This is a genomic window from Neomesorhizobium albiziae (assembly GCF_900114255.1).
GTDB classification, from domain to species: Bacteria; Pseudomonadota; Alphaproteobacteria; order Rhizobiales; family Rhizobiaceae; genus Neomesorhizobium; species Neomesorhizobium albiziae.
Map to the genome: position 1 here is coordinate 44893 of NZ_FOSL01000013.1, position 20708 is coordinate 65600.

Below are 20708 nucleotides of genomic sequence, written 5' to 3' on the forward strand. Positions count from 1 at the left end.
ATGGCGAGAAAGCCGTCGCCCGTTCCGATCGATGCCGAAGCTGCAATCCGTACCTACAAAAGCGTGCTGTCGGCCGTCATCGAGCAGCGCCCGTCCGGTACGCGCCAACGGCTTGCCGACGCACTGGGCAAGCATCGCAGCTTCATTACGCAGATCACCAGCCCGACCTATTCGACGCCGATACCTTCGAAACACCTCACAGCAATCTTCTCGGTCTGCCATTTTAACGCGCTGGAGCGCGACGCGTTTCTTGCTGCCTACCGCAACGCGCACCCGGGAAAAACTTCTGCCGACGGCGAATTGCGCCGTACGCGCCACATCTCGCTGACCGTACCCGACCTCGGCGACGCCAAGCAGAACGCCGCGCTGGATCGCGCGATCAACGAATTCATCCACAGGATCACCAGCATCGCCGGCAAGGGCAACTGAGACGGCGGGCAGAGTTTCGCCGCAACGGGAGGGAACATGAAGAAGTTCATCAACGCCGTCGACACTGTGTTGACCGAAAGCCTCGATGGTTTCGCCGCGGCGCATTCCGACATCCTGATGTTGGGCGGCGGACACAAGTTCATCCGCCGCAAGACGCTGAAGCCCGGCAAGGTGGCGCTGATTTCGGGAGGCGGCTCCGGTCACGAGCCGCTGCATGGCGGGCTGGTTGGCCACGGCATGCTCGACGCTGCCTGCCCCGGCCAGGTTTTCACTTCGCCGACGCCCGACCAGATGATGGAGGCGGCGGCCGAGGTCAACACCGGTGCGGGATGCCTCTTCATCGTCAAGAACTACGAAGGCGACGTGATGAATTTCGACATGGCCGCCGAAATGTCGGAAGACGTCATGCAGGTCGTCACCAATGACGACGTGGCCGTCGAAGATTCGCTCTACACGACCGGTCGTCGTGGTGTTGCCGGCACGCTGGTGGTCGAAAAGATCGTCGGGGCGGCTGCAGAGGAAGGCCTCGCGCTCAAGGAACTCAAGGAACTCGGCGACAAGGTCAACCGCGCGACCCGTTCGATGGGCGTCGCGCTGACCTCGTGCACCGTGCCTGCAGCCGGCAAGCCGAATTTCGAGATCGCCGATGACGAGATGGAGTTCGGTGTCGGCATCCACGGCGAGCCTGGCCGCCGCCGTGCCAAGCTGCAGCCAGCCGACGCAATCGTCGAAGAAATTTGCGCGGCAATCGCCAGTGACTTCGGGGCGGCCCTAAAAGGCGACGCACTGCTCTTCGTCAACGGTTTTGGCGGCACGCCCTCGATGGAGCTCTACCTGATCTACAACAGCGCGCGAAAAATGCTGGAAAAGCGTGGCGTCAGGATCGTGCGTTCATTGGTTGGCTCCTACGTGACCTCGCTCGATATGGCCGGTTGCTCGATCACACTGACAATGCTCGATGACCGGGTTGCAAGTCTCTGGGATGCACCCGTCCACACGGCGGCATTGAGGTGGGGTCTGTAAAATCGCGTAGCCAATCCTGGGGAGGGTTGGCTTGGTCGCCTCGGGCGCGCGAAGCGCCGTCCGGCGGTGGCACACGTCGACTACATCCGCTAACATTCAGGCCGGATCATGCGAGGAGATCGGAAATGTCACGACTTCGCGAATTGTTGATGATCCTTGTCACTATGTGTGTTCTGGCGGGCTGCCAAAGCAACACTGCCGGGCAACCGGGCTACGTGCCGTCCAACTGCGCGATGCCCGGCTCGACCTGTAGCAGCAACAGATAGAAATCGGACCAGTGAGCGCGCCAAGTCCTTCACCCGGTCTTGATGCAGTCCCTCGATTTGGAAACATGAATGCGAGGGGGAAAATCCCCGCCATGTTCAGGGTTTCTCCCGATAGCAATCACCCGCTGGATAAGGGACTATTTGCACGTCGTAACCAGGATGCGCGACAAACCCGGTGGACGTGAGGCTTCCCCCAAGTCCCCCTCGGCCCACTCCACCGGGTAGCTTCCATCGCCGTTCCTCGCCACCAAACGATTGTCTGACCCAGAGCAGATATCCCGCACTGATTGGAACGCTCGCGCAGAAGCACTCGGCTACCGCGCGATCCTGCGGCGAATGAAATTCACCGCGGTTGAGTTCCGCAACGGTGTAGAATGGCCATCACAGTCACGGGAGGACTTCCATGCGCCTTCGCACATCGATTGCCTTGATGACGTTGCTTTCCGGCGCCTGCCCGTTTGCATACGCACAGCAGGCAAAGCCGATATCAATCGAGGTGTTTCCTTTCGAACTGGAGGACAAGAGCGCCGGGGCGGGAATAATCCCCCCGGATGATTACGACAGGCGCTATCTGTCGGAGTCGACGCAAGTCGCGAAAACCATGCTCTCGCAGTCCGGACGTTTTACAGTCATCGATGCGCCCGCGATCGACGAGAAAGCCATTGCGCCGCACGGATTGCGCAACTGCGGCGGCTGCGAGGGTGAGATTGCCAAGAACCACGGAGCGTCACTTGCACTGCTGGGTGTCGTAACGCGCGTCAACCGAACGGAACACACCATGTTCATTCGCATCCTTGATGCTGAGACCAGAAAACCTGTTTCCGGAGGCTTTACCGACCTTCGCATGGGCGCGAATTACGCGTGGCCCCGCTCCGTGAAATGGCTGATGACAAACCGAATTTTGAAATAGGTCGACGCAGCAGAAACCGTTGCGCCCGCCAGCCGCTGCCGCTCAGAACTTTCCGGCAACGTTGAAGAAAATCGCGTTGCCCTTCATGCGGTTCTCGACGGACACTTCGTGCACCCATTTCAGCTTGAAATCGATCTCTGTGTTCTCGCCGAACTTGGCCTTGTAGTTGACCAGCGGCCCCAGCCCTATCGAGCGACCCTTGAAGCCATTGTTGGCGTCGGCAAACGTGCTGCGGTCATCCTCGAACTGGTAGAGAAAGCCAGCGACCGCACCGAAAGCCAGTTCCTTGGTGACGTTTTTGGTAACAGACAGGTCGAGATGAGCCATCGCGCCGCTGTAGTAGTCGGTGTCGGTGTTCTTTGTGTTGATGTCGACGCCAAGGCTGGCTGAGAGATCGAGGCCATGCTCGGGCACAAGATATGTGAACGCGATCGCCGGCGTAAATGTCCAATAGTTCAGGCCGATAAAGGCAATATCGCCCTTTTCCCACTCTCCGGTGGGCGCGGTTACCGTCAATGATGCGGAGAAGAACCTGTTGAAGGCTTCGTTGTGCCAGCCAAGCAAGATCGGCGTGATCGCGATGTCGCCTATTCCGGTCACGTCCTGCACCGTTTCAAATCGGCCGACGTCGGCCTCGGCCTTGGTCCAGCCTATCGGGAGCGAGCCCTGGACGGCATAGGTCCAGTTGCCGGGCAGATCCAGGTTGGGAACGTAGACGCCCGCCAGCACGGTGTTCCAGATATCGGCTTTCAGGCCCAGAGCGATCTGGTTGTCGCCGAATGGCACGTTTGTGCCGGCGCTGCCGTTGTAATAAACATTCGCCATCGCCCAGTATGCACCGGGCATGGGCGGCACTATCCCGGCGCCGGGACCAGCATACGCGCCGGGTATGTAGCGCCCGGCAACCGCCTCGGTGGCCTTCGCCTCCTGAGCGCAAGCGGCGGCTGCGAATGCTATGGCCGCCGCGTACAGGCATGAAACCGACCTTGTCATTTTGTCCCCTCTCCGGGTGCGATCGATGCCGCCTCCCACGGAAGTACCAGAGTGCCCACCGGCAGATTAGTGAATCACCGGTCGAGTTACTTTCTCTGATCCCCTCGATGTTGTCGACACCATCCTGCAATCGCCGGTGTATGCGGCGCTAGTCCCGCAACATCAGCGCCGGCGCGCCGCTGCCTTGCTCGGCGCCCGCCTTTTCCTGCGCTAAGATGGCGGCGAGGAAAGCTGGCCGAGTCGACAACCGTTTCCAGTAGGCCTGCAAGGCATCCGAAAAATCGCCGTCAAGGCCGAGCGCATTGGCAAAGAGCAGCGCGTAACCGACCGAGATGTCGGCCATGGTGAAGCGTCCGGCGCAGTAATAATCCTGACGGGTCACGATGGCGTCGACCGCGCGCAGGCGGGCCAGGAACCAGCGCGCGTAGTCCTGCGCCGCTTGCGGCAGACGGCGCTCTTCGGGCTCAAGCCGGCTGTAGCGCAGCACGATGGTTTGCGGAAAGGTCAGCGTCGCCTCGCCGAAGAAAAGCCCGTTGAGATAGGTCCCGTAAGCGGGATCGTCCGGCCCGACCTTCAGTTCCGCGCTGCCGTAGCGCTCGGCGAGATAGGCACAGATGGCGGCGGATTCCGTCATCCTCGTCTCGCCATCGATGAAATAGGGAATGGTGCCGAGCGGATTGATCTCGAGATAGTCGCGTGCCAGGAACCGCGGCGGAAACGGCAGCATTTTCAACGCATAGTCGAGGCCGATCTCTTCCAGCGCCCACAGCGCGCGAAACGAACGTGCGTTCTCGCAGTGATAGAGTGTAATCATCGTGCCTCGACAGGATGGCTGCGTCCTGGCCCAGCGCTAAAACACAACGGAGCGCATGTCGAGCGGCAAGCGAAAGCCGACCTTTGCGCGTCTGAAAAGACGCGCGGCGCCTGGCGCCGGTCAGGATTTGGCGCGTGTGGTGCGGGTCGTCGGCGGCGAAAGCCAGCTGTCCGTCAGCGGGGTCTGGATGCCGTGCACGATGTTCTTGCGGGAAAGCAGCCGTTCCCAGTTGAGCGCGTCGGCGACGATGCGGTCGAGATCGTCGTATTTCGGCGTCCAGCCAAGCTCGCGGCGCGCCAGATCGGAATTGGCGATGACCGCCGGCGCGTCACCCGGGCGGCGGGCGCCGAAGCGGACGTCGAAATCGGCACCATGCACGCGGCGAACGCTGTCGATCACTTCAAGCACCGAATAGCCGCGGCTGTAGCCGCAATTGGCGATCAGATCGCCGCCGCCGGCACGCAACCGCTGCAAGGCCAGCCGGTGGGCGGCAACCAGGTCGCTGACGTGGATATAGTCGCGGATACAAGTGCCGTCCGGCGTCGGATAATCGGTGCCATGAACCTGCATCCAGGGGCGCTTTCCCAGCGCGGTTTCGCTGGCAACCTTGATCAGGTGGGTAGCGCCCGGCGTCGACTGGCCGGAGCGGCCCCGCGGATCGGCCCCCGAGACGTTGAAATAGCGCAGGGCGGTGTAGCGCAGGCCGTGTGCTGCGGCGGTGTCGCGCAGCATCCATTCGGTCATCAGCTTGGACGCGCCATAGGGGGATTCCGGCTTCAGCGGTGCGTCTTCGCGCACCGGCTCGAGCCCGGCGCCACCGTAGACGGCGGCAGTCGACGAAAAGATGAAATGCGCAACGTTTTCCCGCACCGCTGCTTCCAGCAGCGAGCGCGTCTTCACGGTGTTGTTCTCGTAGTAACCCAGCGGGTCGGCGACCGATTCCGGCACGACGATGGAACCGGCAAAGTGGATGATGGCATCGACGCCGTGCTGACGGATCACCGACGACACCAGGTCGATGTAGCCGACATCGCCGACGACGAGTTTCGCCTCGGGCGCAACGGCCCATTCAAACCCTGTCGACAGCCGGTCGATCACGACGACATTCTCGCCGGCATCCAGCAGTTCCCACACCATATGACTGCCGATATAGCCGGCGCCACCCGTCACGAGAACAGTCATGTTCAACGTCTCCCAACGCCCGGTTTAAGGTCTGCGCACGGAAAACTAGCCAGGAAGCCTTAAAATTCCGTACGGCGCGGTTGTGTGGGCAATTTCACTGAATACTTGAAACTGTCGCAGCATTCTCTGGCTTTTTGGGGAAGCAAACCGGGCGCATGTTCGTTGAAGCGCCATGCATCGGGCGACGCAGCAGGTGCTTGGGCGTGGCATTATGACCCCATTGGTACAATGGACTGCCAAATGCCCTGCAATTATGATCCGCCCGTCAACTGGGAACCCGTCATGAACTACCAACGGTTCTTCGAAGAAGCGATCGACCAGATCCACGCCGAGCGCCGCTACCGCGTCTTTGCCGACCTCGAACGCATCGCCGGCCAATTTCCGCGTGCCATCTGGCGCGCCAACGGCCGCGCCGAAGAAATCACCGTCTGGTGCTCGAACGACTATCTCGGCATGGGTCAGCATCCCGACGTCATCGCCGCGATGCAGAACGTGGCCGGCCGCATGGGCTCCGGCGCGGGCGGGACCAGAAACATTTCCGGCAACAACCATCCGCTGGTCGAGCTCGAGCATGAACTCGCCGACCTGCATGGCAAGGAAGCCGGCCTGGTGTTCACCTCGGGTTTCGTCTCCAACGAAGCCGCCATCTCAACCATCGCGCGGCTGCTGCCGAATTGCCTCGTGCTTTCCGACGAACTCAACCACGCCTCGATGATCGAGGGCGTGCGCCGTTCCGGCGCCGAGAAGAAGATTTTGCGCCACAACGACATGGCGCATTTGGAAAGCCAGTTGCAGGCCGCCGGCCGCGAACGCGCCAAACTGATCGTCTTCGAGAGCGTCTATTCGATGGATGGCGATATAGCGCCGATCAAGCAGATCGCCGACCTCGCCGAAAAATACAACGCGATGACCTATATCGACGAGGTTCACGCGGTCGGCATGTACGGCCCGCGCGGCGGCGGCATCACCGAGCGCGAAGGGCTCGCCCACCGCATCGACATCATCGAGGGCACGCTTGCCAAAGCCTTCGGGACGCTCGGCGGCTATATCACCGGCACCCGCACCGTGGTCGACGCAGTGCGTTCGTACGCACCGGGCTTCATCTTCACCACGTCGCTGCCGCCGGCCATCGCCGCCGCGGCGACGACGGCCATCCGCCATCTCAAGACCTCGCAGCAAGAGCGCGACGGCCAGCAGCGCCAGGCGCAGCGCACCAAGGAAGTGCTTTCAGCCGCCGGCCTGCCGGTGATGCCTTCGCAAACGCACATCGTGCCGTTGCTCGTCGGCGATCCCGAACTCTGCAAGATGGCTAGCGACCGGCTGCTCGGCCTGCACGGCATCTACATCCAGCCGATCAATTACCCGACGGTGCCACGCGGCACCGAGCGGCTGCGCATCACGCCAACGCCATTCCACTCCGACGCGTTGATTGACGCGCTGCAGGACGCGCTGGTCGAGACCTGGGACGCGCTCGGCATTCCCTATGGCGAAACAGGCCGCCCGGCGGTTGCCAAGTCCGACCGCATCATCCCTCTGCTGGTGCCGAAGTCCGGCGGCTGAGATTTTTCCACCGATTTGCGCGGCCGAAAAATCGACCGTGCCTCGCCTTCTGAGACGCCGGTCCCCGAACTAACCGCGGCTTTCGATCCAATTCGCCAGCCTTGTCGCCGCCTCTTCGAGCTGGTCGAGGTTGCGGTGGAAGCATAGCCGGAAAAAGCGCTCGCCGCCGGCGCCGAATGCCGTACCGGGCGCCAGACCCACATTGGCGCCATCGACGATGTCGAAGCAGGCCTGGCGTGAGTCGGTAACGCCGTCGACCGAGAAGAACAGGTAGAACGCCCCTTGCGGGACGCTGAACCGCGCCCGGCCGGTCTTGGCCAGGATGCCGCAAACCAGGTCGCGGGCCTTGCCGGCGCGCTCGATCTGCCCGGCCAGGAAGGCATCGCCCTCGTCGAGCGCGGCGATAGCGCCGCGCTGCATGAACTGCGCGACACCCGAAGTCGAGTACTGCACGAGATTCTCGAAAACCTGCTGCAGCGAGGGATGGATGCGCAGCCAGCCGATGCGCCAACCGGTCATCGCCCAGTTCTTCGAGAAGGTGTTGACGAACAGGATGCGGTCCTCGTCATCCATGATGTCCATGAAGGACGGCGCGCGCTTTGCGCCGTAGTAGAACAGCGCATAGATCTCGTTGGCGATGATCCAGAGATTTTTCCGCCGCGCCAGGTCGAGGATCGCCTTCAGTGTCTCTGTATCCGCCGTCCAGCCGGTCGGGTTGGAAGGCGAGTTGACGAAGATCGCCGTGGTGCGTGGCGTGACCGCCGCCTCCAGCCTGCCGACATCGCATGTCCAGCCATTGTCCGAGCTGTCGAGTTGCACGGCAATGGGCGTGGCGCCCGCAACACCCGCCGCACCTGGAAAATTCGGCCAGGCCGGGCTGAGATAGAGCACTTCGTCGCCCTTGCCCGCCACCGCCTGCAAGGCCAACTGGATCGCCTGCATGCCGCCGCCGGTGACGATGAACTCTTCCCTCGGAAATTCCCTGCCGAAATGGCGGGTGTGGTAGCGGGCGAGAGCCTGCCTCAAGTCCGGGATGCCGCGCTGCCAGGTATAGAAGGTCTCGCCGCCCTGAAGCGCCCGGTTGGCGGCGTCGGCGATGAAGGCCGGCGTCGGCAGGTCGCCCTCGCCCGCCCACAGCGGGATCAGGCCTTCGCGGCTGCGTCCGTAATTCGCCACGGCGACAATGCCGCTTTCGGGCGCAAGACGGGCTTCCGCCCGGAGGTTTTCAAACAGGCTCATCGGGTATCCATGGTTCTGGTCAGGGTGATACGCCTAGCCTGTTTCAGGCCCCGCGAAAACGGAAAACCCCGGCCGAAACCGGCCGGGGTTTTGGTCCAGAGCGTTGCGCGGGCCAGCTATTTCCTGGCGAGCAGGTCGCGGATTTCGGTAAGCAGCTGAACGTCGGCCGGCGGCGGAGCGGCCTCCGGCGCCGGCTTCTCCTTCTCGATCCGCCGCCGCATATTGTTGACAGCCTTGACCAACAGGAAGATGACCCCGGCCAAAATCAGGAAGTTGATAACGACCGTGATGAAGTTGCCATAGGCGAAAACTGGCCCCTGCTTCTTGGCATCTGCCAGTGAAGTGGCGGTCACCGCGTCTGAGAGCGGAAAGAAATAGTTGGAGAAATCGGCGCTCCCCGCCATGCCAACGATCGGCATGATGATGTCGCCTACCAGGGAGTTGACGATGAGGCCGAAGGCGCCGCCGATGATCACGCCGACGGCGAGATCCATCACGTTCCCCTTGGAAATGAACTCTTGAAATTCTTTCAGCATCGTCATCTCTCCTTGGCTGAACCGGCTGCGCGCAAAACGTTTCCGATCCCCTTTTTGATCGCCAGCCGTGCGGCACCATAACAAAAAGCCGGGAAGGCAAAACCTGCAAAAATCCCGGCGTCGGAGTTTTCCAGCCGAAATGCTGGCCACTGAATCGGCTTGCAGTTCGCAACGAAGTGTCTAGGCGAGGCTGATGGACATACCGTCCAAGCTGTGGTTGCCTCTTGCTGTTGGCTGGTCGCCCGGGAGGAGCTTTTCGACGTGCAGGGCTGGATCGTCGTCATCATCGCGATCGCCTATGTGACGCTGCTGTTCGCCATTGCAAGCGCCGGCGACCGCTGGGCGACGAAGCGGGGTGTCGGACGGCCGCGCCCTTACATCTACTCGCTCAGCCTCGCCATCTACTGCACCTCATGGACGTTTTTCGGCTCGGTCGGGCTAGCGTCCGAGCGTGGCCTCGAATTCATCGCCATCTATATCGGCCCGGTGCTGGTGTTCCTGTTCGGCTATCCCCTGCTCAGCCGGATCGTGCGGCTGGCCAAGACCGAAAAGATCACCTCGATCGCCGATTTCCTCAGCGCGCGTTACGGCAAGAGTTTCGCCGTCGGGCTGATCGCGACGCTGATCGCCATTGTCGGCGCCATTCCCTACATTGCCCTCCAGCTCAAGGCGATCTCGGGCTCGGTCAGCCTGATGGTCGAGCATTACAACGGCTCGCCGCCCTCCTTCGACCCGTTCGTCAGCGACATTTCGCTGATCGTGGCGATGCTGCTGGCGTTGTTTGCCGTGCTGTTCGGCACCAGGCATGCCGACGCGACCGAGCACCAGGACGGGTTGGTACTGGCGGTCGCCGTCGAGTCCGTGGTGAAGCTCGCCGCCTTCCTCGCCGTCGGGCTCCTGGTGACGTTTTCCCTGTTCGGCAGCCCTGCCGATCTGATCGCGACGCTGGCGGCCAGCGACAGCGTGGAGGAAGCGCTTGCCTACCGCACCTCGATCGGCACCTGGCTGGTGATGACCGGCCTCAGCGGCTTCGCCATCATCATGCTGCCGCGGCAGTTCTACGTGATGATCGTAGAGAACCGCAACGAAAGCGAACTGCGCAAGGCGACCTGGGTGTTTCCGCTCTACCTCGTGCTGATCAATCTGTTCGTGCTGCCGATCGCGCTGGCGGGGGCGGCAATTGTCGGCGACCGCACCAGTGCGGACCTCTATGTCCTGTCGCTGCCGCTGCTTGCCGGCCACGATTTGCTGGCCATGGCGGCGTTCATCGGCGGCCTGTCGGCGGCGACGGCAATGGTTATCGTCGCCAGCGTCGCGCTGTCGATCATGATCTCCAACGATCTGGTGATCCCGCTGTTCGTGCGCCGCCTGCTGAAGAACGAGGGCCGCGAAAACGAGGACTGGTCGGCGCTCATCCTCAACATCCGCCGCGCCGCGATCTTCAGCATCCTGTTCGTGGCTTTCCTCTACTACCGCGAGAGCACCAACAATGCCCGGCTTGCCTCAATCGGCCTGATGTCGTTCGCGGCGATCGCCCAGTTTGCACCCGCCTTCTTCGGCGGGCTGGTATGGCGTGGCGCCAATGCACGCGGTGCCGCTCTCGGCATGGCCGCCGGCATCGTCGTGTGGGCCTACACGCTGCTGTTTCCGTCGCTGGCCGTCCCCGGCACCGACATCCTGGTGCACGGCCTGTTCGGCCTGGATTCACTCAGGCCGCAGGCGCTGTTCGGCACGGTCGCCGAACCGCTCAACCATGGCGTCATGTGGAGCCTGTCGATCAATACCTTGTTTTTCGTGCTCGGCTCGCTGTCGCGCGCCTCGATCCCGCTCGAACGCATCCAGGCATCGATCTTTGTGCCGCGCGACGCCAATCCGATGCCGAGCCTGCGCCGCTTCCGCACCGCGGTGACCGTCAATGATCTCAAGGACACCATCTCGCGTTATCTCGGCGTCGAGCGTACCGAACGTTCCTTCCAGTCCTTCGAAATCAGCGAAGGAAGCATCCTGAACGGCAGCGAGCCGGCCTCGATGGCGGTGATCCGCTTTTCCGAGCAGCTTCTGGCAAGTGCGGTCGGCTCTTCCTCGGCACGGCTGATCCTCTCGCTGCTCTTCCAGCGTCACGACAGCGTATCCAAGGACGCCTTCCGCCTGCTCGACGACGCGACCGAGGCGCTGCAGCACAACCGGGACCTCCTGCAGATCGCGCTCGACCAGATGGAACAGGGCATCACCGTCTTCGACAAAGATTTCCGGCTGACCTGCTGGAACAGGCAGTACCGGGCGCTGTTCGACCTGCCCGACGAGATGGGCCAGGTCGGCGTCTCGCTTGACCGTGTGCTGCGCCATCTCGCCGAACGCGGCGACATTCCCTTCGACGCACGCATCACTACGCTCAACCGGCTGACCAGCTTCGGCAATCCCTGGCAGATCGAGCTCAAGACCAGCGGCCGCATCATCGAACTGCGTTCCAATCCGATGCCGGACGGCGGTATCGTCGCCACCTATGCCGACATCACCCAGCGCGTCGAAGCCGACCATGCTCTCAAAAGCGCCAACGAGACGCTGGAGCAGCGCGTCAAAAACCGCACCGCCGAGCTGACGCGGGTCAACGAAGAACTGGCGCAGGCGCAGATGCTGGCCGAGGAGGCCAATCTCGGCAAGACGCGCTTCCTCGCGGCGGCCGGCCATGACATCCTGCAGCCGCTCAACGCGGCGCGTCTCTACTGCTCTTCGCTGATCGAGAAGGCCGGCAAGGGCAACGTCGCCGACGCCGCCAACAGCATCGAATCCTCGCTGGAATCCGTCGAAACCATCCTGGGCGCCGTGCTCGACATCTCGCGGCTGGATGCCGGCGCTATGAAGCCGGCCGAGACCGTGTTCAAGCTCGATGGGCTGCTCAGGCAGATCGGCACCGACTTCCTGCCGATGGCTGCGGCGAAAAACCTCGAACTGATCATCGTGCCATCGTCGCTGGCCGTAAACACCGACCGCAATCTGCTTCGCCGGCTGATCCAGAATCTCGTTTCCAACGCCATCAAATACACCCGCAAGGGCAAAGTGCTGGTTGGTGTGCGCCGGCGCGGCGAGCTTGTCGAGGTGCAGGTGATCGACACCGGCATAGGCATCGCCAAGGACAAGCTGAACACCGTCTTCCGCGAATTCACCCGGCTCGACGAGGGCGCGCGCGAGGCGCAAGGCCTCGGCCTTGGCCTTTCCATCGTCGACCGCATCGCCCGGGTGCTGAAGCTCGAAATCCAGATCGGCTCGCGCAAGGGCAAAGGCACGCGGTTCTCCATCGTATTGCCCGTCACCGAGGCGTCCGAACCGCCGGTACAGCTGGAGAAGCGCGCACCGGTGCCGGCCGCGGCAGCACTCGACGGGCTATCGGTGCTCTGCATCGACAACGATCCGCGCATCCTCGACGGCATGCGGCTGCTGCTGGACGGCTGGGGCTGCGAAGTGCGCACCGTCACCGGTTCGCACGATTTCGACCGTTCAGGCACCGTCGGCGTGCAGCCCGACATCATCCTGGCGGACTATCATCTGGACGGCGAAAACGGCCTCGATGCGATCCGCAAGCTGCGGGAAGGCTATCGCGCCGACGTTCCGGCGATCCTGGTCACAGCCGACCGCTCCAACGAAGTGCGCGCGGCAGCCGACGCGATCGACGTCGCGGTGATCAACAAGCCGATCAAGCCAGCCGCGCTGCGCTCGATGATCACGCGCTTCCGCCGCATGGCGACGGCGGCGGAATAGTTCTCAGAGCATTTTGCAGCCAGGTGAACCACCTGGCGTCGCACAAATGCGGCTAAACAAACAGATAGAGCGGAATGCCCGTTTCAACTTGAATGCATTTCGCTCTAGCTGCTTGCCTGCAGTGGATCGGTGCCGATCTTCGACAGCAGGATCACCGCCTGGGTGCGGCTGTCGACGCCGAGCTTCTGCAGCACCGCCGAGACATGCGCCTTGATGGTGGCTTCCGAGACATCGAGCTCGTAGGCGATCTGCTTGTTGAGCAGGCCTTCGCCGAGCATGCTCAGCACCCGCGTCTGCTGCGGCGTCAGCGATTGCAGCCGCTTGATGAGATCGGAAATCTCCGGGTCGCGCTCGACCCCTAGATCGATGCCCACCGGCGCCGCGACGCCACCGGCCAGAACCGCTTCGACGCCGCTGCGAATCTCCTCCATGCTGGCGGATTTGGAGATGAAGCCGGAAGCGCCGAGTTCCAGCGCGCGCCTTATCGTCTCGGGATCGTCATGCGCCGACACCACCACCATCGGCACGGCCGGATGGACGCCGCGCAACGATACCAGCCCGGAAAGCCCGCTGGCGCCCGGCATCGACAGGTCGAGCAGCACCAGGTCGACATCGTCATTGGCGGCGATCAGCGCCTTGGCGCTGTCGAAATCGCCAGCTTCGAGAATGCCGGTACTTTCGGTGAAGCCCGCAAGTGCCTGCTTCAGCGCACCGCGAAACAGCGGGTGGTCATCCGCGATCACGAACTTGTAGCCCGTTGGCACTTGTCCCTCCCGTTCTCCCTGACCGACTCTCTTTTTGTTATCGTATGGGATGCCGGGTCAATTAAACGGCGAAGTTGCGCATTTTCAAGCAACAAAGCAGCCGATTGGCTGGACGGGATGAAATAAAGCCAGCGCGGATTGGGCGGTTCAGGTCTTCTGCGGTTCGGCGCCGGGTTCACCCTTGCGCCAGTCCTGCTCGAAATCCCTGACAATATCCATGAAGCGGCGGAAGAAGCGCTCCATGTAGCCCAGCGATTTCTCGAAATCCTCTTCCGTGGGGAGCACCTTGCTGGGGTCGAGCCGCGATGCGGTTTCGATCTCGGCGACGCGTTTTTCCAGGCCGGACACGCGATCCTGAAGCCGCTCGACCTCATCCTGGAAGGCCGAACGCTCATCCGCCGCCATCTTGCACACCAGCTGTCCCGAACGCTCCTCGCAGATCGACATCTCGCCGGTCTTGCGATCCATGCGGACATAGCCGTTGGCCGATTTTTCCATCGTGTAGCGCTCGGTGTCCTGCGCCGCCGCCGGCAGGGACAGGGCGGATACAAGGAAAGCCGAGGCGACGACGCTCTTGAACTGCATGATTGCCTCCGTTCGGTTCAGGCGATTTCTGGCACGGGTTTACGCCGGAAATAGGGACGCCGGCATGACAATCAACAGGCTGCACTTTCGCGGCCAGCACTTTGCGATTATAGGGCGGCCATGCACAGCACCATCTACAAGATCGTCACCGAAACCGCCTGGCGCGAGGCCGAGAAAGCCGGCGTATTCACTGGCGCGCCCATCGATGTCAGCGACGGCTACATCCATTTCTCCACCGCCGGGCAGGCGAAGGAGACGGCGGCCAAGCATTTCGCCGGCCAGACCGGACTGCTGCTGGTGGCAATCGATGCCGAGAAGCTCGGTGGCGCGCTGAAATACGAGCCGTCGCGCGGCGGTGCGCTGTTTCCGCATCTCTACGCGCCGCTCGATATGGCCGCCGTCCGCTGGGTGAAGCCGCTGCCGCTCAATGCTGCGGGCGACCATCAATTCCCGGTCATGGAGGCCTGATGAACCCGCTTGAATGGTTCGGCCGCCAGGCGCTGTTTGCCTTCGATCCCGAGACCGCCCACGGCATTTCCATCGCGGCGCTAAAATCCGGCCTGCCGGTTTGTGGCGGAGCACCGTCGAGCGAGCGCCTCAAGACCAGGCTTTGCGGCCTCGAGTTTCCCAGTCCGCTCGGCATGGCCGCCGGTTACGACAAGAACGGCGAGGTTCCCGACGCCCTGCTCGGCCTGGGTTTCGGCTTTGCCGAGGTTGGCACCGTCACGCCGCTCTCGCAGCCCGGCAATCCCAAGCCGCGCATCTTCCGGCTGACCGGAGACGAAGCGGTGATCAACCGGCTGGGTTTCAACAATGAAGGCCATGACCGCTGCCTCCTCAGGATGAAGGCGCGGGCCGGCCGGCCCGGCGTCGTTGGCGTCAACATCGGGGCCAACAAGGACAGTCCCGACCGCTTCGCCGATTACGAACTGGGTGTGAAGCGTTTTGCCTCGCTTGCCTCCTATCTCACCGTCAACATCTCCTCTCCCAACACGCCGGGCCTGCGAAACATGCAGGCGCGCGAAAGCCTGGCCGAGTTGCTTTCCCGGGTCATCGCCGCGCGGGCAGCGGTGACGCCCGCCGGCGCGAAACCGGTGCCGGTTTTCCTGAAAATCGCGCCCGATCTCGTCGAAGCCGAACTTGCCGATATCGCCGCCGAAGTGAAGGAGAAAGCGATCGACGGCGTCATCGTTTCCAACACGACGCTGTCGCGGGCCGGGTTGAAGGGCACCGCGCATGCCGGCGAAGCCGGTGGCCTGTCGGGAAAACCGCTGTTCGAACGATCGACCATCGTGCTTGCCCGGATGCGCAAACTGCTCGGCCCCGAGATGGCGATCGTCGGCGTCGGCGGCGTGAATTCGGCCGAGACGGTGCTGGAGAAGGTCCGGGCCGGTGCCGACCTCGTGCAGCTCTACACCGGCATGATCTATGCCGGCCCTTCGCTGCCCGGCCGCATCGTCAAGGAGTTGGCGCGTTTTGCCGAGAACCAGGGCCTCGCCAGCCTGCGCGACATCCGCGACACGCGGCTGGCGCACTGGGCGGACCAGCCGCTCTAAGCGCTCCGCCGCCACGGGGTGCGCGCCAGCGCAAGAAGAGCGCGATCCAAGTCCGATTGCCGGGCTTCCCAAACCGCTGTGCTCCACGGCAAGATGGCGGCATGAAGCTGCCGATCGCCCACCATCCCGACTATGACGCCAAACTGCCGCCGACCCATCGCTTTCCGATGAGCAAATATACGCGTCTGATGGAAAGCCTGGCGGCGCGGGACATGCTGGGCGGCGCCATCGAGGTGCCGACGCCAGCCGATCCGGAATGGCTGAACCGGGCGCACTTGCCCGCCTATGTCGAGCAGGTGCTGACCTGCACCGTGCCTCCCAAAATCGAGCGCGAAATCGGCTTTCCGATCGACCCACGGGTCTCGCGCCGCGCGCAGCTGGCGTCCGCCGGCACCGTGCTCGCCGCCCGGCTGGCGCTCGAGCACGGCATAGCCTGCAACGCCGCAGGCGGCAGCCATCACGCGCGCCGGGACCAGGGCGCCGGCTTCTGCACCTTCAACGATGTCGGCGTCGCCGCCTTGCTGCTGCTCGCCGAACAGCTTGTCGGACGCGTGCTGGTTGTCGACCTCGACGTCCACCAGGGCGACGGCACCGCCGACATTTTCGCCGGCGATCCCCGCGTCTTCACCTTTTCCATGCATGGCGAGCGCAATTATCCAGTGCGCAAGATCGCCTCGGACCTCGATATCGGCCTGTCCGACGGCACCGAAGACGCGGCCTATCTCGAAACGCTGCGCGATGTCCTGCCCGCCGTCATGGCCCGCTCGGCGCCCGACCTCGTCTTCTACAATGCCGGCGTCGATCCGCATTTCGCCGACCGGCTCGGCCGCATGAAACTGACCGACACCGGGCTGCGCGAGCGCGACAGAACCGTGATCGGCCATTTTCGCGAGCGCGGCATCCCGCTTTGCGGGGTTATCGGCGGTGGCTATTCGGCGGATATCGCAGCCCTTGCTGAGCGCCACGCCATCCTGTTCGAGGTAGCCGCAGAATTCACCCAGATCTAGCGGCGGTAGCTGAACAGCCGCAGGATCAGGAAGGCCGGAATGACGATGGCTGCTCCCAGCAGGAAATAACCGAGGAAGCGGTCGACTGCCCGGAAACCCATGTTCCAGAGATCGACGAAGAAATCGCGGATGCCGTAAAGCACGTCGAAGGGCGACCAGCCGAAGGCGCTCATCACGATGCCGACCAGGAATGACACCACGATCAGTTTCAAGAACACCCGGATGGGGCTGTCCCCGAGAAAACGCGTCAAACCCGACATCGGCTGATCCTTCATCCACCAGCGTCCGCAGATACGCATTTGCGATGCCGGCTTCAACCCATTTCGGCCAAGGCCGGCTGTTTGCGATTGCGGAAAGCGGCGAGGCCGTGATAACCAGAAAACCACGCGGGTATGATGTAATGGTAGCTTGTCAGCTTCCCAAGCTGATCGCGCGGGTTCGATTCCCGCTACCCGCTCCAGCAATTTCAGAGCCTTACAATTCAATTCGCTTAACACGTTGTGCAATGCCAATAGCATCGCAAAAACATGACTCGGCAGCGTTGTAGTCTTCGCAGCTACGCATCAAGTCTCCCCAAACTCGATGCAACTCGGCCGCGGCCACGCCTATGTATTAACGACGTGCACCAGAAAGCCAATTAAGTCGGCGTTTCGACAATGAAGAACATCTTCATCTTCATCGAATCAATCCTCATGAGCATTCTATCGGCCTGACATCACAATATTGCCTGCCTCATTTTTCGTTCTTTTGCTCGGAAGTGCTTCGCGGTATAATTTGCCTTTCGCCAATCGTTGAGACGGAAACCCGTAAAAGTAAAAAACTTCCGTCTTTGGGTCGGGGGATAAACTGAGGAGACCCAAATGCACAGCGCCTTTTACAGGGCCTGCGTGGTGATCCTTTTGTCAGGAAGCTGCGCTTTCGCCCAATCAGAACCGATCGAACCAGAGGCTGGAACCTGGAAGACCTGGGTGATCACCTCGGGCAAGGACTTGCGAGTCCCGCCGCCACCGGATAATTCCGCAACCGAACTGGATGAACTCCGCAAACTTGCCGCAAACAACGACGCAGAGGCCACAGCCAGGATCACGTTTTGGGATGCCGGTTCGCCCGGCTATCGTTGGATCGAGCTGGTCAACGATCGCATTCTCGACAACCAGCAAATCCCCAACGCGCATCGAGTCTACACCTATCTGACGATGGCGATCCACGACGCCACCGTCGCGGCTTGGGAATCGAAGTACTTCTACAATCGGCCGCGCCCGAGCGAGGTGGATGCGACACTGCCGACCGCGCTGCCGACGCCTCGGAGTCCGGCCTATCCCTCTGAACACGCGGCAGCTGCTGGAGCCGCCGCTGGGGTTCTTTCCTATTTCTTCCCGGATGAGGCGTCGTCGTTCCAGTCGATGGCTGAAGAAGCGGCGCAGTCGCGTGTTCTGGCCGGCGTCCAGTTCCCAAGCGATAGTTCCGCAGGCCTGGAGTTGGGGCGGCGAGTGGCAGAGCAGGTAATTGCACGGGCAAAAGCCGATGGTTCGGACGCGGCCTGGAACGGAACAGCCCCGACCGGTCCGTGCATTTGGGTCGGAGACAAACCCGTCAATGCCACCGTGCCTAACTGGAAGCCAATTCTGCTGGCCGCACCCGATGAATTCAGACCGCCGGCACCACCCGACTGCAAGTCCGAGGCCGTGAAAGCGGAGACCGACGCGGTCCGGCAGTTCGAGCGAAAATTCCCCAACAACTACAAAGCGTTCTACTGGCAAAGTCCATCCGGTTTGCTCACCAGTTGGTATGACTATGCCAGCAGGTGGATGTTCGAGGATAAGACGGACTCGAACCCGCCCCGCGCCGCGCGGTCTTACGCGATGCTGGCAGCGGTCTACTACGACGCCTTAATTGCAAGCAATGACGGGAAGTACGCCTATTGGTACCTGCGGCCCAACATGCTTGACCCGAGCATCACTCCCCTGTTCGCAGTGCCTTCGCATCCCAGTTATCCGTCGAACCACTCCACACTCTCGACGGCTCGAAGCGAGGTCCTGGCGTACCTGTTTCCCGACCGTGCGGAGTTCATCCGCGCAGTCGGTAAGGAGGGGGGCGATTCCCGCATCTGGGCAGGCATCCACTACGAGATGGACAACCGGGCGGGTGTCACACTCGGCAAACAAGTCGCGGCGAAATTCATCGAGCGGGCAAAAAACGACGGAGCGGACTAGCGGACGACGCCTCAACGTAGACCGATTCCAAAGTTCGTGTAGCTGGTGCCTACCGGACCTGCGCTTTGGATCAGCCTCCGCCATGGCACCTTGGTGATCTGAACGTCGGTTTTCTGAGCTTCTACGCCGGAAGCTGCCAGTCCGCTGACGGCCTAAAGGCTGGCGCGTCCGGGACATGCACCCGGACGCCTGCAACGCTTTGGGCCAAAAACCAGCACAAGCGACTGGAAGTGCCGCGCCGCCGATATGTGGCGCAAAGTTGCTATTCGGCATGAGGCCCGTCACTTCCAGAACGGGCGGGTTTCTTCGAGGTTTCGCCACAGGGTCTTTGCGCCAGTCCAGCCAAATTCGGCGCGCGCCTGGCTTGCCCCGATCACCCAGCCGATCGCGCGTTGCGCTACTGGATCGCCGGTTCCGGGGGCGTCCGTTCCGGACAGCATAGCTCTCACTGTCGCTGCATCGTTGAGGTCGCCGAAGACCGTCTGAAGCTTCTTCAAGCGCTTCAGGAACGGATCGACACGCTTCGAAGGGTACAGGGGAGCGAAGAATTCGACGGCATAGCGCAGTTTCTTCAGCTCCTTCCGCAATTCGTGGCGCTGCTCGGTGTCAAGCGTCTCCAGTCCGCCCGCGCGCTTGCCGACCCTTTTCCAGAGCTTGCTCAGTGCTTGGCCCGCCAACTCCGCAACCGGCGTCGCAAGTCGCGCGGTCTGGCCAAAATCCTGCGGAACAAGCCAGCCACGCGTCTCAACGAACCGCGCCAGATCAATGAGGAACGCCTGCACACGCGTTTGGGCGAGTAATTCACGAAGGCGCTCGCGTACTTCCTTTGCCTGCCGTGAGAGTGCGTACGACAGGGCCGTGAGACCGGTTTCATCCTGATGGATCTTGGCCTCGCGCTGCACGATGTCGTTCGCAACCACATCGAGATCCCTCAGGCTCCCGACCTCCTGCCCAAGCCAGCGCGCTTCGTCCTTAAGCCGCGCCATTTCCGGGCTCTTCAGCACCGGGGCGTAGACGGAGAACACGCTGCGTAAGCGGCGAAGGCCAATTCGCAACTGGTGTGGCCCCTCGGGATCGTCCAGCTTTCGGACGACAACGACATTCGTGGCGATCTGATCCAGGCACTCGCGCAACATATCGCGCGCCGCGTGCTCGGCGATCTGCGTCGGATCGAGAACAACCACCTGGGCATTTCGGGGCGCCAGCGGTGTGTCGATCCGCCCCTCGTCCGCCAGCAGATAGCCACGCGCCGCCTTGGAAAGCCGCGAGAACCTCAGGCCGCCGTCGGGAAACAGCACATGCGCAATGTCGAACAATCCGCCCGGGTTGCCCTCGATGAGTTCGATCTCCACTTCGCGCAACTCGGCCGAGCGCTTTCCGGCGCGAACCTCGCCCACATCGGCGGCCAACTCGGCGCGGGTGCCGTCCTCCAGCGCCAGCTCGGTGGTGGACCGCTTGATCATCGTCTCGCAGACGGGCTGGAGCGGCGCGCCGTTGACGCACTGAAGGACCTCGTCCCGGACCGAGGCATCGGGAATCGCTTCGAGGCATAGCCGGCCGCCTGGCGCAAAGTTTTCCACCTCGCCAACCTGCGAGAGGCCGCCATGCAGCTCGGCCCCGGTCTTGACGGTCTGTATCCAGCGCCGCCCGTCGCGCCGCAGCCGCAACGCGATCCCCGCCTTCTTCAGCGCGTGTTCGGGTGTATCCAGATAGATGCTTCTAAGGGTTTTTGTCCTTGGCCTGCCATTGGCCAGCTTCGACGCCTTCACGCGCGCCCAGAACTCGCTCGACGTCGGTTCGTCGAGGATGAATTTCAACTCGATCTCGCTCATATGACAGATTTATGTCAGCGTTGTTCCAGCCCTAACCTATCCG

The 20708-nt window shown here is 62.4% G+C and carries 18 protein-coding genes and 1 tRNA gene; 10 read left to right on the forward strand and 9 right to left on the reverse strand.

The window, feature by feature from the left end:
- From F3H98_RS19380 to F3H98_RS19390, 3 genes are all read left to right on the forward strand, one after another.
- On the forward strand, positions 1–429 hold the full coding sequence (locus F3H98_RS19380; RefSeq protein WP_149761992.1) for a hypothetical protein: 429 nt from the start codon (positions 1–3) through the stop codon (positions 427–429).
- Positions 430–465: 36 nt separating this feature from the next.
- Positions 466–1452, forward strand: a complete 987-nt coding sequence (gene dhaK / locus F3H98_RS19385; protein ID WP_149761993.1) for a dihydroxyacetone kinase subunit DhaK — start codon at positions 466–468, stop codon at positions 1450–1452.
- Positions 1453–2121: 669 nt separating this feature from the next.
- Entirely contained in the window at positions 2122–2628 is a 507-nt protein-coding gene (locus F3H98_RS19390) for a DUF2380 domain-containing protein (RefSeq protein ID WP_149761994.1), read from the forward strand.
- A 42-nt stretch (positions 2629–2670) separates the two neighbouring features.
- On the opposite strand, the gene F3H98_RS19395 is transcribed toward F3H98_RS19390, so the two are convergent.
- The 3 genes from F3H98_RS19395 to galE all read right to left on the reverse strand — a co-directional run bounded on the left by F3H98_RS19395 (position 2671) and on the right by galE (position 5617).
- Positions 2671–3474 carry a SphA family protein gene (locus tag F3H98_RS19395; protein WP_188130474.1) on the reverse strand — a complete coding sequence of 268 codons (804 nt, stop codon included), beginning with the start codon at positions 3472–3474 and terminating at the stop codon, positions 2671–2673.
- Between the two features lie 295 nt (positions 3475–3769).
- A complete protein-coding gene (locus tag F3H98_RS19400; RefSeq protein WP_149761996.1) occupies positions 3770–4435 on the reverse strand; it encodes a glutathione S-transferase family protein in 666 nt (221 codons plus the stop codon).
- A 120-nt stretch (positions 4436–4555) separates the two neighbouring features.
- Positions 4556–5617, reverse strand: a complete 1062-nt coding sequence (gene galE / locus F3H98_RS19405) for a UDP-glucose 4-epimerase GalE (protein ID WP_149761997.1) — start codon at positions 5615–5617, stop codon at positions 4556–4558.
- 282 nt (positions 5618–5899) lie between these two features.
- Between galE and hemA the strand changes: the two genes are divergently transcribed.
- The gene (gene hemA, locus F3H98_RS19410; RefSeq protein ID WP_149761998.1) at positions 5900–7177 is read left to right on the forward strand and encodes a 5-aminolevulinate synthase; all 1278 of its coding nucleotides are present in this window, start codon (positions 5900–5902) and stop codon (positions 7175–7177) included.
- Positions 7178–7246: 69 nt separating this feature from the next.
- Here hemA and F3H98_RS19415 read toward each other — a convergent pair whose 3' ends face one another.
- On the reverse strand, positions 7247–8416 hold the full coding sequence (locus tag F3H98_RS19415; protein WP_149761999.1) for a pyridoxal phosphate-dependent aminotransferase: 1170 nt from the start codon (positions 8414–8416) through the stop codon (positions 7247–7249).
- Between the two features lie 116 nt (positions 8417–8532).
- Positions 8533–8952: a large conductance mechanosensitive channel protein MscL gene (gene mscL / locus F3H98_RS19420; protein ID WP_149762086.1), complete on the reverse strand. Its 420-nt coding sequence runs from the start codon at positions 8950–8952 to the stop codon at positions 8533–8535.
- A 261-nt stretch (positions 8953–9213) separates the two neighbouring features.
- Here mscL and F3H98_RS19425 point away from each other — a divergent pair, with 261 nt between their 5' ends.
- The gene (locus F3H98_RS19425; protein ID WP_149762000.1) at positions 9214–12708 is read left to right on the forward strand and encodes a hybrid sensor histidine kinase/response regulator; all 3495 of its coding nucleotides are present in this window, start codon (positions 9214–9216) and stop codon (positions 12706–12708) included.
- Between the two features lie 104 nt (positions 12709–12812).
- Here F3H98_RS19425 and F3H98_RS19430 read toward each other — a convergent pair whose 3' ends face one another.
- Positions 12813–13472, reverse strand: a complete 660-nt coding sequence (locus F3H98_RS19430; protein ID WP_149762001.1) for a response regulator transcription factor — start codon at positions 13470–13472, stop codon at positions 12813–12815.
- Between the two features lie 147 nt (positions 13473–13619).
- Positions 13620–14057 carry a hypothetical protein gene (locus tag F3H98_RS19435; protein WP_149762002.1) on the reverse strand — a complete coding sequence of 146 codons (438 nt, stop codon included), beginning with the start codon at positions 14055–14057 and terminating at the stop codon, positions 13620–13622.
- A gap of 120 nt (positions 14058–14177) precedes the next feature.
- Here F3H98_RS19435 and F3H98_RS19440 point away from each other — a divergent pair, with 120 nt between their 5' ends.
- The 3 genes from F3H98_RS19440 (at position 14178) to F3H98_RS19450 (ending at position 16620) form a co-directional block, all read left to right on the forward strand.
- The gene (locus tag F3H98_RS19440) at positions 14178–14525 is read left to right on the forward strand and encodes a DUF952 domain-containing protein (RefSeq protein WP_149762003.1); all 348 of its coding nucleotides are present in this window, start codon (positions 14178–14180) and stop codon (positions 14523–14525) included.
- On the forward strand, positions 14525–15613 hold the full coding sequence (locus F3H98_RS19445) for a quinone-dependent dihydroorotate dehydrogenase (RefSeq protein WP_149762004.1): 1089 nt from the start codon (positions 14525–14527) through the stop codon (positions 15611–15613). Before F3H98_RS19440 ends, F3H98_RS19445 begins: the two co-directional genes overlap by 1 nt.
- A 101-nt stretch (positions 15614–15714) precedes the next feature.
- Positions 15715–16620 (forward strand): histone deacetylase family protein, encoded by a 906-nt coding sequence (locus F3H98_RS19450; RefSeq protein WP_149762005.1) that lies wholly within the window; start codon positions 15715–15717, stop codon positions 16618–16620.
- On the opposite strand, the gene F3H98_RS19455 is transcribed toward F3H98_RS19450, so the two are convergent.
- Complete coding sequence (locus F3H98_RS19455; RefSeq protein ID WP_149762087.1) at positions 16617–16880, reverse strand: DUF6460 domain-containing protein; 264 nt, start codon at positions 16878–16880, stop codon at positions 16617–16619. The genes F3H98_RS19450 and F3H98_RS19455 overlap by 4 nt on opposite strands.
- 126 nt (positions 16881–17006) lie before the next feature.
- Here F3H98_RS19455 and F3H98_RS19460 point away from each other — a divergent pair.
- A tRNA-Gly gene (locus F3H98_RS19460) sits at positions 17007–17080 on the forward strand.
- A 400-nt stretch (positions 17081–17480) separates the two neighbouring features.
- A complete protein-coding gene (locus tag F3H98_RS19465; protein ID WP_244621795.1) occupies positions 17481–18833 on the forward strand; it encodes a phosphatase PAP2 family protein in 1353 nt (450 codons plus the stop codon).
- Positions 18834–19114: 281 nt separating this feature from the next.
- On the opposite strand, the gene F3H98_RS19470 is transcribed toward F3H98_RS19465, so the two are convergent.
- Complete coding sequence (locus tag F3H98_RS19470) at positions 19115–20665, reverse strand: CYTH and CHAD domain-containing protein (RefSeq protein ID WP_149762006.1); 1551 nt, start codon at positions 20663–20665, stop codon at positions 19115–19117.
- Positions 20666–20708 lie beyond the last annotated feature (43 nt).

Coding starts and splice junctions, on each gene's coding strand:
- F3H98_RS19380 (WP_149761992.1), top strand. CDS start 1: ATGGCGAGAAAGCCGTCGCCCGTTCCGATCGATGCCGAAGCTGCAATC.
- dhaK (WP_149761993.1), top strand. CDS start 466: ATGAAGAAGTTCATCAACGCCGTCGACACTGTGTTGACCGAAAGCCTC.
- F3H98_RS19390 (WP_149761994.1), top strand. CDS start 2,122: ATGCGCCTTCGCACATCGATTGCCTTGATGACGTTGCTTTCCGGCGCC.
- F3H98_RS19395 (WP_188130474.1), bottom strand. CDS start 3,474: ATGCCCGGTGCATACTGGGCGATGGCGAATGTTTATTACAACGGCAGC.
- F3H98_RS19400 (WP_149761996.1), bottom strand. CDS start 4,435: ATGATTACACTCTATCACTGCGAGAACGCACGTTCGTTTCGCGCGCTG.
- galE (WP_149761997.1), bottom strand. CDS start 5,617: ATGACTGTTCTCGTGACGGGTGGCGCCGGCTATATCGGCAGTCATATG.
- hemA (WP_149761998.1), top strand. CDS start 5,900: ATGAACTACCAACGGTTCTTCGAAGAAGCGATCGACCAGATCCACGCC.
- F3H98_RS19415 (WP_149761999.1), bottom strand. CDS start 8,416: ATGAGCCTGTTTGAAAACCTCCGGGCGGAAGCCCGTCTTGCGCCCGAA.
- mscL (WP_149762086.1), bottom strand. CDS start 8,952: ATGCTGAAAGAATTTCAAGAGTTCATTTCCAAGGGGAACGTGATGGAT.
- F3H98_RS19435 (WP_149762002.1), bottom strand. CDS start 14,057: ATGCAGTTCAAGAGCGTCGTCGCCTCGGCTTTCCTTGTATCCGCCCTG.
- F3H98_RS19440 (WP_149762003.1), top strand. CDS start 14,178: ATGCACAGCACCATCTACAAGATCGTCACCGAAACCGCCTGGCGCGAG.
- F3H98_RS19445 (WP_149762004.1), top strand. CDS start 14,525: ATGAACCCGCTTGAATGGTTCGGCCGCCAGGCGCTGTTTGCCTTCGAT.
- F3H98_RS19450 (WP_149762005.1), top strand. CDS start 15,715: ATGAAGCTGCCGATCGCCCACCATCCCGACTATGACGCCAAACTGCCG.
- F3H98_RS19455 (WP_149762087.1), bottom strand. CDS start 16,880: ATGTCGGGTTTGACGCGTTTTCTCGGGGACAGCCCCATCCGGGTGTTC.
- F3H98_RS19465 (WP_244621795.1), top strand. CDS start 17,481: ATGCACAGCGCCTTTTACAGGGCCTGCGTGGTGATCCTTTTGTCAGGA.
- F3H98_RS19470 (WP_149762006.1), bottom strand. CDS start 20,665: ATGAGCGAGATCGAGTTGAAATTCATCCTCGACGAACCGACGTCGAGC.